The following is a 13,135-nucleotide window of genomic DNA, read 5'->3' on the forward strand; positions in this document are numbered from 1 at the left end:
GTCGCGCGGAGGAGTGATACTCCGGCGGAGTCTGACCCCGGCCCTCGGCGGGGGGCAAGCACCGCGCAGGCCGGATAACAGTGAACTGTAGAAATGCCTCGCCGAGCATGAAAATTTCAGGTTAAAAAATCTGCGGCCTCGCGTCTGTTCCGCGGTCGAAGATCGTCATATGCTGAGCCCCTCAGGTAAAGCGGATGGCAAGACTCCCCCCCAAAAGTGCTTTCCTGGGTGATCACCCGAGTGGCGAGGCCCCCGGGAGAGGTCGGCCGACGGTGGATCGCCGTGGACCCGCACCTCCACCGGACGGTTCGGAAACCATCCGCATCACATGACCGTGCTGGAGAGCATGTGCCTGTCTTGAGCACCCCTTGGCGGGCGCCGGTCGTCCTGGCGTACGCGACCTTCGTACTGGCCGGGTTGAACGCCGGTGTGGGCGGAGTGCTGCTGCCCACGCTGATCGGTGACTACGGCGTCGACATGACGACGATCGGCATCACCTTCTTCGTCTCCTCCGCCGGGTTCATGCTCGCCGGATCCACCACGGGCCCGCTGCTCGAACGCCTCGGTACGCGCCTCTCCCTCGCCGTCGCCGGCGGCCTGTACGTGATATCCACGCTGTACATGGCGACCCGTCCCCCGTTCGCGGCCTTCGTGGCAGTGCAACTGGTGGTCGGTTACGGCACCGGCGTGCTGGAGTCGGTGCTCAACGCCTATCTGGCGGAGCTGCCCTCGGCCACGACGCTGCTCAACCGCCTGCACGCGTTCTTCGGTGTCGGCGCGCTGCTCGGTCCGTTGCTGGCCGCCTGGACGCTGACCTTCCTGCCGTGGACCGCCGTGTGGCTGGTGCTCGCGTTGGCGTGCCTGCCGCTGCTGGCCGGTTTCCTGGTCGCCTATCCCAGGCGTACCCCCGACGCCCTCGATGCCCCCGATGTCTCCGTGAAACCTGGCGTGCCGGTGCCTCCGGCAGCCCCCGAACCCTCCGTGCAGCCCGGCGCCTCGGCGTCGGAGCCCTCCGCGAAAGAGGGGACCCCGTATCCGGACGCCCCGGTGCCTCCGGCGGGTCCCCTGGGTTCCGAACCGGAGCGGAGCGGTCTGCTCACCTCCGTGCTGCGCACGCCCGCGGTGGTGCTCGCCTCGGTGTTCCTCGCCGTGTACGTCGGCCTGGAGATCAGCGTGGGCAACTGGGGGTTCACCTTCCTGGTGGAGGAGCACGCGCAAACCGGTCTCACCGCCGGCTACATCGCCAGCGGTTACTGGCTCGGGCTGACCCTGGGGCGGTTCCTGATCAGTCCGGCCGCCACCAGGATGGGGCTGACCGCGGTCGGCATGACCTACGTCTGCCTGGTCGGCGTGACGGCGAGCACGGTGCTCACCTGGGTGGCGCCGGGAGTGGTCGTGGCGACCGCCGGTTTCCTCCTGCTCGGCTTCTTCCTCGGGCCCGTTTTCCCGACGGCGATGGCGGTGGTGCCCACCCTGACCACGGCCCGGCTGGTGCCGACGGCCATCGGCATCATGAACGGGGTGTCGGTCATCGGCGGCGCGGCGCTTCCCTGGCTGACCGGCGCCATCGGGCAGAGCGTCGGGATCTGGACCCTGATGCCCGCCGTCGTGCTCCTCGCCCTGCTGCAACTCGCCCTCTGGCGGACGATCGTCACCCGGATGAATCCGGCCTGACCCGGCATCGGACCGAGGTCCGCGCGGACGTTCCCGACGTGAACGGCGTCCACCGGCCTCACACGGTGATAACGATCTTCGATCGTGCGTGCTCCTCGCTGAAGTAGCGCATCGCCTCGGGGAGCTCGCTCAGCGGGTAGGTCTTCTCGACCGCGGGTGTGATCCGCCCGGACTCGATCAGCTCCTTGAGGTCGGCGAGGTTCTCCCGGCTTCGCGTCGCCATGTACGGGCGCAGGTTCTGCCGTACGAACGGCGCCAGCACCAGCGCCCTCAGGAGCCGGCCTATCGGGCCGAGCCACCGCCCGCCTTTCGAGCTGGACAGTACGAGGGTCCCGCCGGGGCTCAACGCCCGCCTGCAGGCGGAGAGCGAGTGGTTTCCCGCCAGGTCGAAGATGAGGTCGTAGCGTCGGCCGCTCCTGGTGAAGTCCTCCCGGGTGTAGTCGACGACATGGTCGGCGCCGAGCGAACGGACCAGCTCCATGTTCCTGGTGCTGCACACCCCGGTCACCTCCGCCCCGAACGACGCGGCGATCTGTACGGCGAAGGTGCCCACGCCGCCCGACGCCCCGTTGATCAGGACCTTCTGCCCGGCCTTTATCCCGCCACGGTCACGGAGACCCTGCAGTGCGGTGTTTCCCGACCAGGGGACGGCGGCCGCCTGCTCGAAGGTGAGGTTGGCCGGCTTCGGGCACAGCAGGTCCTCGGGGACGCGGACGTACTCGGCGAAGCCTCCGCTGTCGACCTCGGCGTACACCTCGTCGCCCGGCCGCAGGCGCGTCACGTTCCTGCCGACGGCCTCGACCTCTCCGGCGATGTCGCGGCCTGGGACCTTCCGCTTCGGCCTGGGCAGCCCGAACACGAGGCGGCCCAGGTACGGCACGCCCGTTATGGTGGCCAGGTCGCCGTGGGTCATCGACGTCGCGCGAACGCGCACCAGGACCTCGTTGTCGCCGGGCACCGGCTTGTCGATCTCATCGAGTCTCAGAACGCCGGAGGAGCCGTACCGCTCCTGGGTGATCGCTTTCATCGTGTCCTTCTTCTGGGTGGTGGGCCTGTTCATGGGGAGTCCTCCTGGCGGGCGACTGGTGGTGAAGCAGGAACCCTCACGGGTGACCGTGGGGAATCCCCTCCCTTCGGGGAGGGGAGGAGGTCATTCGACGGTTCGCAGGATCTGCTCGATCGAGGTCGCGCGCGCTCGCACGTCGGAGAGCTCGTTCGACATCCGCTGCTGGGCGTCCATGGTGTTCTCGGCGAGCTGCTCGTAGCGGCGTACCAGCTGTCGCAGGTCCTCCTGGACGGCGGCGGATATCTTCAGCTTGCGGAACTCGTGCACCGTCGCCGCGGTGCCGATGAGCAGGATCAGGGCGAGGAATGACAGGCCCAGGATCAGGACCGTGCCCGGCCAGGTCGTCGTGTCCATTCAGGACTGCTCCTTGGGTGCGGGACCCTTCTCGGGGTCCGATCGGGTGAGGGTCTGGACCGCCTCGGCCACGGTCGAGGCGGTGAGGTGCAGGTGGAAGTCCGTGACCTCGTAGTACTTCATGGCCTTGCCGTCCTCGGAGAGCTCAAGGCTGCCGACGACCAGCCCGGCCGCCTCCAGCCGCTGCAGGTGCATGTGCAGAAGGGGGCGGCTGATTCCGATGTCGCGGGCCAGATGGCTCACGTAGTCACGCCCGTCGGCGAGCCTCGCGACGATGCGCAGCCGCAGCGGGTTGGCGAGTGCCGCGAGCACCACGACCAGTTCGTCGCCGGTCGGCACGGCCCCTGTCATGATGCTCCTTCACCTGTAATAATTTTCTTACAGGTGAAATATAGCTCATTCATCCCCAATCCGACTAGAGCCGATGGTGTCGACGACCGCGAATCGCTCCGCGAGGACGGCCTCCGCCGACGCGGCGTCGAGACCGAGGCGCCGCCCGTCAGCCGGTCGGCGAGGATGTCGCCCCCGCTTCGCGTTCTCGGCGCGGCGGACGTGCGCGGACGTGCGCGGACGTGCGGGCGGACTGCAGCGGACGTGCGAGGGCGTGCCCAAGGGGGCGGGCACGCCGATCAGCGGCGGGCGGGCACGAGAAGAACGATCAGTGCCCCTTGACGGCCACCACGTTGTACGGGGTCGTCGGGGTGGGGGTCGTGGTGAAGCGGGCGTTGGGGAGATAGAGGCGGTCGCGGAAGGAGGCGACGGTGGTGGGAACGTCGAAGCGTTCGTCGACGAGTTTGCGGATCACCTTCCCTGAGGTGGCGGCGCGGTCCAGGGAGAGGGAGGTGAGGAGGTTCAGGCGGTTCTGTACGACGTGGAGGGTACGGCCTTCCAGCAGCAGGCCGTCCCCGCCTCCCAGGGACTCGGCGCCGATGTCCACCAGGGTGGCGACGCCGGTCGAGGGGTCGACGCGGAACAGCCTGCCGGTGTTGGACTGCACGACGAGCAGGCCCTTGCCGTCGGGGGTCTGGGCGATGCCGTTGGCGTTGTTGCCGGTCGTGTAGACGATGTCCCCGCTCAGCGGCACCTTCGCCGCCTGGGACGGCAGCGCTCCCCCGCGCCCGAACGGCAGCCTGTACAGCACGGGGTTGGCCGAGTCGGTGAAGTACGCCGCGTCGCGGGTGAGCACGACGTCGTTGACGAACGCGGCGCCGGTGGTGAGCCGGTAGCTCGCGAGCACCTTGCCGGTGCGGGTGTCGATCACGCGGGCGTCGCCGCCCGTGCCGCCGGCGACGAACAGCCGCCCGCGCGGGTCGACCTTGAGACCGAGCGACGGGGTGCCGGGTCCCGGATTGATGATCCGGCCTTTCCCGGTGCGCAGGTCGGCCCGGTAGATCGCGCCGGTCCCGCGCGAGCCGAAGTACGCGGACGGCCCCGGGCCGATGGCGATCCCTTCCGGCTGGAAACCGTCGGGAAGGGAGAACTCGGTGGGATAGGCCGGCTTCGCGGAGGAGGCGGAGGCCGGGGATGTGCCGTTCCCGGCTCCGATCTCGGCCGCCACCGAGGGCGGGGCCGCCACGAGTATGGTCAGGACCCCTGCCGCGATAGATATCGCCTTCATCGGGAAACATCCCATCTGTCGCGAATGCGATGGTCTATCGGGATGCCCGGTCGGATGATGGATCTAACGTACGACGCCCGGTTCGCTCCCGTCCTTGGATAGCGTCGAGGTCATGCGGCTTCATGTGGGATGCGCGATGTGGACCCTCAAGTCATGGCAGGGGACTTTCCTGCCCCACCCGCTCCCGCCGGGAGAGCGCCTGCGGGCCTACGCGTCCTGGTGCAACGCGGTGGAGGGCAACACGACGTTCTACGCGACACCGTCGAGGAGCACGGTGGAGTCGTGGGCGCGGCAGACCGCGCCCGACTTCCGGCTGGTGGTGAAGCTGCCCAAGTCGATCACGCACGAGAGGCGCCTCACCGGCGTCGACGAGGAGGTCCGGTCGTTCCTGGAGACGATCGAGCCACTCGGGCCGCGAGCCCACGCCCTCTGGATCCAGCTGCCGGGGTCGTTCGCCCCGACCGACCTCGGCACCCTCGCCGCTTTTCTGCACCGGCTCCCTCGTTCGCACAGGTACGCCGTCGAGGTCCGCCACCGCGCGTTCTTCGACGACGCGCGGTCCGCGCGGCTTCTCGAAGGGGTTCTCGCCGGTGTCGGCGCCGAGTGGGTGCCCTTCGACACCACGACGCTCTTCCGGAGCCCTCCGACCAGCGACACCGAACGGGAGGCGTGGTCGAGGAAGCCCCGGATGCCACTCCGGTCGGTCGCCCTCACCGATCGGCCGATCGTCCGCTACCTCGGCAGGGACGACACCGGGAGCACGATCGAGGGCTGGCAGCACTGGATCGGCACGGTCACCGGCTGGCTGCGCGAGGGCCGCTCGCCGACCGTGTTCGTGCACACCCCCGACAACGCCGACGCGCTCACGCTCGCCCGTCGCTTCCACGACGACGTACGGGCCCTGCTGCCGGAGGTCGAGCCGCTGCCCGAGCCCATGCCCGCCGAGCCGCTCACCCTCTTCTGACCGGCCCGGGTTGCCGCAGCACGACGAGCGCGACGGTGAAGGCGGCGAGGAGCAGGGCGGCGGCGACACCGAAGGCGAGGTGGTAGCCGCCGGTGAGCGCGGAGGCCGTGCTCTCTCCCGCCGAGAGCAGTTCCTCGGTACGCCGGGCGGCCAGCGTGGACAGCACCGCGACGCCGACGGCCATGCCGATCTGCTGGGTGGTGTTGAACAGCCCGGACGCCAGGCCCGCGTCGTCGGCCCCCGCGCCGGACATGCCGAGCGTGGTGAGTGCCGGGAGCACCAGCCCGCCGCCCGCGATGAGCAGCATCACCGGGAGCAGGTCGGTGACGTAGTTCGCGTTCACCGGTACGCGGGTGAGCCAGCACATCGCGCAGAACAGGAGCACCAGGCCCGCGAGCAGGACGGCGCGCTCGCCGAAACGGGTGTTGAGCCGGGCGGAGAGGAACAGGGACACACCGCCGATCGCCACCGCCGCGGGGAGCATCGCGAGGCCGGTGTCGAGGGCGCCGTAGCCGAGGACCCGCTGCATGTAGAGCGCGACGATGATCTGGAAGGCGAACATGGCCGACAGCGCCAGGATCTGGGCGAGGTTCGCGCCCGACACGTTGCGCGAGCGGAGGATCCGCAGCGGCATCAGGGGGGTCCTCGCGGTCGCCTGGCGGACGAGGAACGCGGCGAGCAGGGCGATCGAGACCGCGCCGAGGCCGAGGGTGTGGGTGGCGAGCCAGCCGTACTCCTCGATCTTGACCACGGTGTAGAGGCCTAGCATCAGCCCGCCGGTGACCAGTACGGCGCCGAGGACGTCGGCTCCGGCGGCGAGCCCGATCCCGCGCTCGCCCGGCAGCGCCCGGATCGCGATCGCGATCGTGACCAGCCCGATCGGCAGGTTGACGAAGAAGATCCAGTGCCAGCTGAGCGCGTCGGTGAGGACCCCGCCCAGGACCTGGCCGATCGAGGCTCCGGCGGCGCCGGTGAAGCTGAAGACGCCGATCGCCTTCGCGCGCTCCCCGGGCTCGGTGAACAACGTCACCAGGATGCCCAGCACGACCGCCGAGGCCATCGCGCTGCCGACGCCCTGCAGGAACCGGGCGGTGATCAGCATGCCGGGCCCTGTGGACAGTCCGGCCAGTAGCGACGCGGCGGCGAAGACCGTGTTCCCCGCGAGGAACATGATCTTGCGGCCGATGAGGTCGCCCAGCCGACCGGCGAGGAGGAGCAGCCCGCCGAAGGCGATGAGGTAGGCGTTGACGGTCCAGCTGAGCCCGGCGGGCGAGAAGCCCAGGTCCGCCTGGATGGTCGGCATCGCCACGGTCACGATGCTGCCGTCCAGGATCGTCATCAACATCGCGGCGGACAGCACGGCGAGCGCCGTCCAGCGCGAGGGAGACGTATCGGCGGGGCGTGGGGAAGGTGCGGTACGCGACATGGGGTCGCCTCCTGTTCAGGGGGAACAGGGGAGACCGTAGCAGATAGTTTTGTTGTAGACGATCCTCTATGGATTCACTTTGTGCGCTGCCGTGCCCGCCGGACTCCCTGCGGTGCCTCCACGGGGGTGGCGAGATGTCCGGCCACCAGGCGCTTCATGGCTCGTACGAGCACCTCGCCCTCGTCTCCCGGCAGCGCGGCCAGGGCCGCCCTGTGCACGCCGTCGACGATCTCCTGGCTCTGCCGCGCGACCTGCGCGCCCTTCTCGGTGACCGCGATGATCCGGGCCCGCCGATCCGTGCTCGACGGGCGGCGCTCGGCGAGGCCCGCCTTCTCCAGGGCGTCGACCGTGACCACCATCGTGGTCTTGTCCATGTCGCCGAGCTCGGCGAGCTGGATCTGCGTGCGCTCCTCCTCCAGGGCGTGGACCAGCACGCAGTGCATCCGTGCGGTGAGCCCGATCTCGGCGAGCGCCGCCGCCATCCGGGTCCGCAGGACATGGCCGGCGTGGTCCAGCAGGAAGGAGAGATCCGGCTCGGTACGGGCGGGTGCCATCGCGGTCATGCTCCTCACCATAGCCAACCGGTACCGTTCCGGATTATCCGCAAGCGGACCCACCCGTCGGGCCCCGGCCGACCACGTTCGATCGGCGAAGTCCCGTCGCGGCCCGCAGTCCCGCAGGGGGCCTGCCGGAAACGAGGCGAGAAAGGCACGGCCGGCGGGCGCGAACGGCCCCGGTTTTCCACGCGCGTCGTGATCGACGAGGGGTTGATCCTGACACGGTGGCAGGGCGTAGAACGGAACCATGAGCAGCGACACACTCAACGACCGTCTCGCCCTGGCCGTGGAGCAGGGCCGGGTGCCCGACCTCCACGGCGTGGTCGCCGTCCGCCGCGGCCAGGTGATCCTTGAGCACTACGGCGAGGGCGAGGACTTCAAGCTGAACGAGCCGCTCGGCCGGGTGCGCTTCACGCCCGACACGCTCCACGACCTTCGCTCGATCACCAAGAGCGTCGTCGGACTCCTGTACGGCATCGCCCTGGCCGACGGCGAGGTGCCGGAGCCGCGCGAGCCACTGCTCCGGTACTTCCCCGAATACTCGGACCTCCCGCAGGATCCCCGGCGCGCCGCGCTCACGGTCGAGCATGCCCTCACCATGACGCTCGGCCTGGAGTGGGACGAGAGCGCCCCCTACACGAGCGCGGCGAACAGTGAGATCGCGATGGAGTTGTCCCCCGACCGGTTCCGCTACGTCCTGGAGCAGCGCATCGTGGAGGAGCCGGGCACGAAGTGGTCCTACTGCGGAGGCGCTTCCGCGCTGGTGGCGCGGCTCATCGCGAAGGGCACCGGACGGGCGCTGGAGGACTACGCGCGTACCAGGCTGTTCGAACCGCTGGGGATCACGCGCTTCGAGTGGTCGTCCGGCGAGGACGGGACGGCGATGGCCGCCGCCGGGCTGCGGCTCACCCCCCGCGACCTTCTCGCGATCGGGCGGCTCGTGCTCGAAGGGGGCGGCGACGTCGTTCCCTCGTCCTGGCTGAAGACGGCCCTGCACCCGCACGTGCGGATCGCCGAGGACCTCCACTACGGCTACCACTGGTATTCGGGCGACACGTGGAAGGGAGGGTCGGGCAACGGCGGCCAGGTGATCTACGTGGCGCCCGCGCTGGACCTGGTCGTCGCCATCACCGGAGGGCAGTACAACACGCGCGATCGCTCGATGACCTCGATCGTGCTCGAAGAGGTGATCCTGGAGGGGATCAGGTCCTGAAGACACGCCCGTGGGTGATGTCGATCGCCGGACGCCGCCAGGTGGCCGGGGAGTCGGGGACGTGTTCGACCGTGGGCCCGTCGGCTCGCCGGGGCGTTCTCGTCCGGCCACCGGAGGGTGTGTCGAATGTGCGCGACAGCGTCCTTCCACGCAGGGAAGTGCGTCAGGGATTCTTCGCCCGCGGCCGCTGCGTGATCGTGTTCCTCACGATCCACAGGACGCTCTGGTGGATCGCCACCCCGGCGGAGACGTTGAGCACTCCCAGCGCGGCCGCCGTCATGAGTGACCCGTCGAGCCCGATCGCGTCGCCGGCCAGGAGCACCACGGGCCAGAACACGGCGGCGGCGAGGAGGGAGGCGCGCCACCAGCGCCCGAAGACCAGGCCGAACAGGATCATGGTTGGTATCACGATGCACGCCCTTCGGAATGATCAGCCGACATCCTCATCATCACCTCGGGGCATCGGTTCTAAGCCCCCGAGATCGGCTCGATCGGCGTACAGGCCGGAATTTTCGCGGCGGAACCGGCGCGGGGCGCCCGCACGGCTCGTCGCCAGGCGTCCGCGCGCAGGTGGGGGGCGCACCGCGAGCCGGGCCAGGCCCGCCCGGCTTGTCACAGGCGCCCGCACCCACCCGGCCACGACCTCCCCGCTCCGATGCGCCCGCACGCTCACCGGCGGCCACCGGTGTCACCTCCCGTCCGCCGGCCGGTGGAGCGCCCTGGACGCGAGGATTTCTTGGACGAGCGGTGCGGAGCCTCGACAGGTCGTGCCTTCGGGATTCGCGGGCGCCGCTCCCCGCGAACCCTCATCGCACGTCCGGTGGGAGCCTCCGGGCGGCGGACGTACACCGGAGTCCCCGGCTGAAGGAACCGGTAGAGGTCGAGGGCGTTGTGCAGCGGGACCCGGACGCACCCGTGGGACGCGGGGAAGCGGGGGACGAGGGTGGAACCGTGGATCGCGATGCCGCCGTTGAAGTAGACGGGATAGAACATCGCCCCGAGGATCCCCGTGGACCAGCCGGGGACCCGCACTCCCACCCGGTAGTCGCCGACCGGGGTCGAGGCGAACCCGCAGTGGCCCTTCTCGCAGTACGGCCTGCGGGCGCCGGTGGAGATGTGGGTCACCAGCACGGGTTTCCCGTCTCTCCACGCGACGAGGAGCCGGCGCCGCAGATCGATCTCGGCCCTTTCCCGCTCCCCGTACGTCACCAGGGGCCTGATCCGGCGAGGGCGCAGGAGAGCCTGCCAGGTCGGCAGGTCGATTCTGTCGACGGGTTTCAATCCGTTCGCCTTCTGGAACGCCCATACGGTCATTCGCAGAGCGGAGTCGTACAGAGGGCTGAGATTCCCCGGGGAAAATCCCAGATCCTTGAGTCTTTTCTTCGCGTTGTGCACCTCCGTTCCCCTGCTGCCCGTTCTGAGGACCGTGAATTGATCCGGGAGGGGGAGGTGCCGGGAGTCGGGGGTGGGGTCGGCCACGGCGGGTGCGATGCCGAAGGGGAGGGTTGTGGCCAGGGCGAAGACGGTGCCGGTGATCAGGGAACGTCGAACTGTGCCTCGCATGGTGTGACGTCTATCCGCCGTCAGGCGCGATCAACCCTTTGACATTACTTGCCGGAGAGTGAGACTTGTACATCCGCATGCGATTCACGGGTTATCTCAGATGGATTTTCCCGGGTAAATATTCATATATCCCCCGGTGGCGTTATGTGACGATATCAATTAGATATTTCGGAAAACGCTCACCGGGTGCGCGTGGCAGGCCGTCCGGTCGCGGGTGCGGAAGCCAAGCGTCTCCCATCGCCGTGCGGACATCGGACACCTCTCACCGAGCGGGAGCTCCCGGCGGTCTCCGCTTCCCCTGTGGCCGGGCGGTCATCGGATGTCCTGTCCCGGGAGTGACGTCTCCTGCCCCTCGGGAGCGGGTGCGATCCGCCGAGACCGTCCTGGCCGCCGGGCGAAGCGTATTGATTCACGTGAAACCTTCGCCGACGTCCGGGAAGGTCATCGGTCACGGTCCACCCGTCCGGCCCACCCGTCCTGCCTGCTCGGCAGGCTCCGTTCGGCTCGCCTGCCTGGCTCGCTCGCGCGGGTCCGGCCCGCCACGTCCGAAGCCGAGCGGTCAGCTCAGCCTGATGATCCCCTTGGAGACCTTGATCTTCCTGCGGGCCAACGGCCGCTTGGCGGGGCCTCTGGCCACCGAGCCGTCGGCGATCCTGAATTTGCTGCCGTGGCAGGGGCAGTTGATGGTCCCGCCGCGGATGGTGGCGACGGTGCAGCCCTGATGCGTGCACTTCGCGCTGAAGGCACGGAAGGTGCCCTTCACCGGCTGGGTGACCACCCATGTTCCCTTGATGATCCGGCCGCCGCCGACGGGGATGCCGCTCGTCCTGGCGAGGATGGGACCGGCGGACTCCTCGGACTCCTGGGTCTCCGAGGATGCCTGGGCGGGGCGTACCCATGTGGCGGCCGACGCGATCACGGCGGCGGCGCCGCCCGCGAGACCTCGGAAGATCATCAGTCGACGGGTTGGGGCGGGCATGGTGGGCCTCCTGGGGAGTGAAGGGCGCCGTGATAGATCACCTGAGGGGTTCATATCACAGGAAAACGGGCCTGTAGCCAGGCTTCGCGATCTTTCCCCGCGACGCGCAGACTCCCGCCGTGCCGTACCGCGATGTCCCTCGCGATGGCGAGCCCGAGCCCCGCACCGCCCGCGTCCCTGTCTCTGGCCTCGTCCAGCCGGGTGAAGCGGTCGAAGACCGCCTCGTGGTGCTCGGCGGGAATGCCCGGCCCGTCGTCGCGCACGTCGAGCACCGCCTCGCCGCCGTCCACGGCCAGCCGGACGGTGACCGTGGAACCCGCGTGGCGTACCGCGTTGTCCACCAGATTGGCCACCAGGCGGCGCAGTTGGCCGGCGGAGCCCATGACCACGGTGTCGGCCGCCACCTCCAGCGTGACCTTGACCTCCGGCCTGGGCCTCGACCTGGCCGCCTCCTCGGCGGTCACCTGGCCCAGATCCACCTCCTCGTGACAGGCGGGTTCACCGGCGTCCAGGCGGGCGAGCAGGAGGAGATCGGAGGTGAGCGCCTGGATCCGCTCCACGTCGGTCAGCGCCTCGGCCGCGAGCGGCTCCGGCTGGGCCAGCTCCAGGCGGGTCCGCAGGATGGCGAGCGGGCTGCGCAGCTCGTGGGCCGCGTCGGCGACGAAGCGCTTGTGCCGGCCGACGGCCAGTTCGAGCCGGTCGAGTGTGCTGTTCATGGTCTCGGCGAGGCGGGCGATCTCGTCGCGCGATCTCGGTACGGGGACCCTTCGGTGCAGGTCGTTCGCGGTGATGTCGGCCACCTCGGCGCGGATGGCCGAGACCGGTGCCAGCGCCCGGCCGACGGTGAGCCAGGTCAGGACGGCGACCAGCAGGAGCAGCGCGGGAATGCCGGGAAGCAGCAGGCCGCGCAGGGACCTCAGGGCGTCCATCGTGGGCTCCATCGATGCCCTGGCCTGCACGAACAACGTGCCGTTCGCGGTGTCCACCGGCATCGTGGCGAGGGCGAAGGAGTCACCGGACGCCCATGGCGCCGGCTCGGCGAGTTGGAACGCCGGCGCGCCCGCCACGCTCCGCAGCGCCACCGCCGGGGGTGACACCTTGTTCGCGGTGCCCTTCGCCGCCGCTTCCGAGGGCGACGAGGTGCCCTTCACCGCCGCTTCCGAGGGTGACGGGATGCCTTTCGCCGCCGCTTCCGAGGGTGACGCGGTGCCCTTCACCGCCGCTTCCGGGGGTGACGCCGCGTCCGATGTACCTTTCGCTGCCGCCGCAGGGGGTGACGGCTCGTCCGCCGTGCCCCGGATGGCCACCTCCGGAGGTGGCGTCGAGCCCTTCCTCTCGGACGATGGGCCCGCGACCGCCGGAGCCGGCCATACGGGGTGCGTGAAGATCTTGATGTCGGGATCGAGAAGGGTCGCCTCCGAATGCCGGAGGACCCCGGCCCGCGTTCCGGTGACGGTCACCACGGTGGCCGACGGAGCCTCGGCCGTCGCGGGAACGGCGGCCCGCGTGACGTCGATCGCCGGAACGTCGAGCATCACCGTGCCACCGGCGAGGACGTCGGCGGTCGCGGCGGCGCGGCGGGTGGCCTCGTCGGAGGCGCTGCGTGTGAGGCTCCCCGTCAGCACGCCGACGAGCACCGCCGACGCCACTCCCAGCGCGACCGCGACGATCGCGGTGGCCGCGAGGGTCGCCCGGAGCCGTACGGAGAGACGTGATGCCAT

13 protein-coding genes are annotated in these 13,135 nt (G+C 69.7%); 3 read left to right on the plus strand and 10 right to left on the minus strand.

What is annotated here, in order from left to right; translation table 11 throughout:
* The first annotated feature begins 357 nt into the window (after positions 1-357).
* Positions 358-1,674: an MFS transporter gene (locus ACFY3D_RS19930; protein ID WP_389981198.1), complete on the plus strand. Its 1,317-nt coding sequence runs from the start codon at positions 358-360 to the stop codon at positions 1,672-1,674.
* A gap of 58 nt (positions 1,675-1,732) precedes the next feature.
* Here the strand turns inward: ACFY3D_RS19930 and ACFY3D_RS19935 are convergent, their stop codons facing one another.
* The 4 genes from ACFY3D_RS19935 to ACFY3D_RS19950 all read right to left on the minus strand — a co-directional run bounded on the left by ACFY3D_RS19935 (position 1,733) and on the right by ACFY3D_RS19950 (position 4,712).
* Positions 1,733-2,734: an NAD(P)-dependent alcohol dehydrogenase gene (locus ACFY3D_RS19935; RefSeq protein WP_389981200.1), complete on the minus strand. Its 1,002-nt coding sequence runs from the start codon at positions 2,732-2,734 to the stop codon at positions 1,733-1,735.
* Positions 2,735-2,824: 90 nt separating this feature from the next.
* Positions 2,825-3,094, minus strand: coding sequence for a hypothetical protein (locus tag ACFY3D_RS19940; protein WP_389981202.1), 270 nt, complete (start codon positions 3,092-3,094; stop codon positions 2,825-2,827).
* A complete protein-coding gene (locus ACFY3D_RS19945; RefSeq protein ID WP_389981204.1) occupies positions 3,095-3,445 on the minus strand; it encodes an ArsR/SmtB family transcription factor in 351 nt (116 codons plus the stop codon). It lies immediately after the preceding gene.
* A 307-nt stretch (positions 3,446-3,752) separates the two neighbouring features.
* A complete protein-coding gene (locus ACFY3D_RS19950; protein WP_389981206.1) occupies positions 3,753-4,712 on the minus strand; it encodes a superoxide dismutase in 960 nt (319 codons plus the stop codon).
* A 112-nt stretch (positions 4,713-4,824) separates the two neighbouring features.
* Here ACFY3D_RS19950 and ACFY3D_RS19955 point away from each other — a divergent pair, with 112 nt between their 5' ends.
* Positions 4,825-5,676 carry a DUF72 domain-containing protein gene (locus ACFY3D_RS19955; protein ID WP_389981208.1) on the plus strand — a complete coding sequence of 284 codons (852 nt, stop codon included), beginning with the start codon at positions 4,825-4,827 and terminating at the stop codon, positions 5,674-5,676.
* Here ACFY3D_RS19955 and ACFY3D_RS19960 read toward each other — a convergent pair.
* On the minus strand, positions 5,663-7,102 hold the full coding sequence (locus ACFY3D_RS19960) for a DHA2 family efflux MFS transporter permease subunit (protein ID WP_389981210.1): 1,440 nt from the start codon (positions 7,100-7,102) through the stop codon (positions 5,663-5,665). The genes ACFY3D_RS19955 and ACFY3D_RS19960 overlap by 14 nt on opposite strands.
* 74 nt (positions 7,103-7,176) lie before the next feature.
* A complete protein-coding gene (locus ACFY3D_RS19965; RefSeq protein ID WP_389981212.1) occupies positions 7,177-7,665 on the minus strand; it encodes a MarR family winged helix-turn-helix transcriptional regulator in 489 nt (162 codons plus the stop codon).
* A 241-nt stretch (positions 7,666-7,906) separates the two neighbouring features.
* Between ACFY3D_RS19965 and ACFY3D_RS19970 the strand changes: the two genes are divergently transcribed.
* The gene (locus ACFY3D_RS19970) at positions 7,907-8,872 is read left to right on the plus strand and encodes a serine hydrolase domain-containing protein (protein WP_389981214.1); all 966 of its coding nucleotides are present in this window, start codon (positions 7,907-7,909) and stop codon (positions 8,870-8,872) included.
* A 163-nt stretch (positions 8,873-9,035) separates the two neighbouring features.
* Here ACFY3D_RS19970 and ACFY3D_RS19975 read toward each other — a convergent pair whose 3' ends face one another.
* The 4 genes from ACFY3D_RS19975 to ACFY3D_RS19990 all read right to left on the minus strand — a co-directional run bounded on the left by ACFY3D_RS19975 (position 9,036) and on the right by ACFY3D_RS19990 (position 13,135).
* A complete protein-coding gene (locus ACFY3D_RS19975; RefSeq protein ID WP_350941987.1) occupies positions 9,036-9,281 on the minus strand; it encodes a hypothetical protein in 246 nt (81 codons plus the stop codon).
* A gap of 260 nt (positions 9,282-9,541) precedes the next feature.
* Positions 9,542-10,435, minus strand: a complete 894-nt coding sequence (locus tag ACFY3D_RS19980; protein WP_389981216.1) for a L,D-transpeptidase family protein — start codon at positions 10,433-10,435, stop codon at positions 9,542-9,544.
* A gap of 559 nt (positions 10,436-10,994) precedes the next feature.
* Complete coding sequence (locus ACFY3D_RS19985) at positions 10,995-11,414, minus strand: Rieske (2Fe-2S) protein (RefSeq protein ID WP_350941990.1); 420 nt, start codon at positions 11,412-11,414, stop codon at positions 10,995-10,997.
* Positions 11,415-11,464: 50 nt separating this feature from the next.
* The gene (locus ACFY3D_RS19990; protein WP_389981218.1) at positions 11,465-13,135 is read right to left on the minus strand and encodes an ATP-binding protein; all 1,671 of its coding nucleotides are present in this window, start codon (positions 13,133-13,135) and stop codon (positions 11,465-11,467) included.

The sequence above is a fragment of the Streptosporangium sp. NPDC000509 genome (genome assembly GCF_042898365.1).
GTDB lineage: Bacteria > Actinomycetota > Actinomycetes > Streptosporangiales > Streptosporangiaceae > Streptosporangium.

What these genes read in the sequence shown, in the direction of transcription:
- ACFY3D_RS19935 (WP_389981200.1), bottom strand. Translation starts at nt 2,734, where the DNA reads ATGAACAGGCCCACCACCCAGAAGAAGGACACGATGAAAGCGATCACC.
- ACFY3D_RS19940 (WP_389981202.1), bottom strand. Translation starts at nt 3,094, where the DNA reads ATGGACACGACGACCTGGCCGGGCACGGTCCTGATCCTGGGCCTGTCA.
- ACFY3D_RS19945 (WP_389981204.1), bottom strand. Translation starts at nt 3,445, where the DNA reads ATGACAGGGGCCGTGCCGACCGGCGACGAACTGGTCGTGGTGCTCGCG.
- ACFY3D_RS19950 (WP_389981206.1), bottom strand. Translation starts at nt 4,712, where the DNA reads ATGAAGGCGATATCTATCGCGGCAGGGGTCCTGACCATACTCGTGGCG.
- ACFY3D_RS19955 (WP_389981208.1), top strand. Translation starts at nt 4,825, where the DNA reads ATGCGGCTTCATGTGGGATGCGCGATGTGGACCCTCAAGTCATGGCAG.
- ACFY3D_RS19960 (WP_389981210.1), bottom strand. Translation starts at nt 7,102, where the DNA reads ATGTCGCGTACCGCACCTTCCCCACGCCCCGCCGATACGTCTCCCTCG.
- ACFY3D_RS19965 (WP_389981212.1), bottom strand. Translation starts at nt 7,665, where the DNA reads ATGACCGCGATGGCACCCGCCCGTACCGAGCCGGATCTCTCCTTCCTG.
- ACFY3D_RS19970 (WP_389981214.1), top strand. Translation starts at nt 7,907, where the DNA reads ATGAGCAGCGACACACTCAACGACCGTCTCGCCCTGGCCGTGGAGCAG.
- ACFY3D_RS19980 (WP_389981216.1), bottom strand. Translation starts at nt 10,435, where the DNA reads ATGCGAGGCACAGTTCGACGTTCCCTGATCACCGGCACCGTCTTCGCC.
- ACFY3D_RS19985 (WP_350941990.1), bottom strand. Translation starts at nt 11,414, where the DNA reads ATGCCCGCCCCAACCCGTCGACTGATGATCTTCCGAGGTCTCGCGGGC.
- ACFY3D_RS19990 (WP_389981218.1), bottom strand. Translation starts at nt 13,135, where the DNA reads ATGGCATCACGTCTCTCCGTACGGCTCCGGGCGACCCTCGCGGCCACC.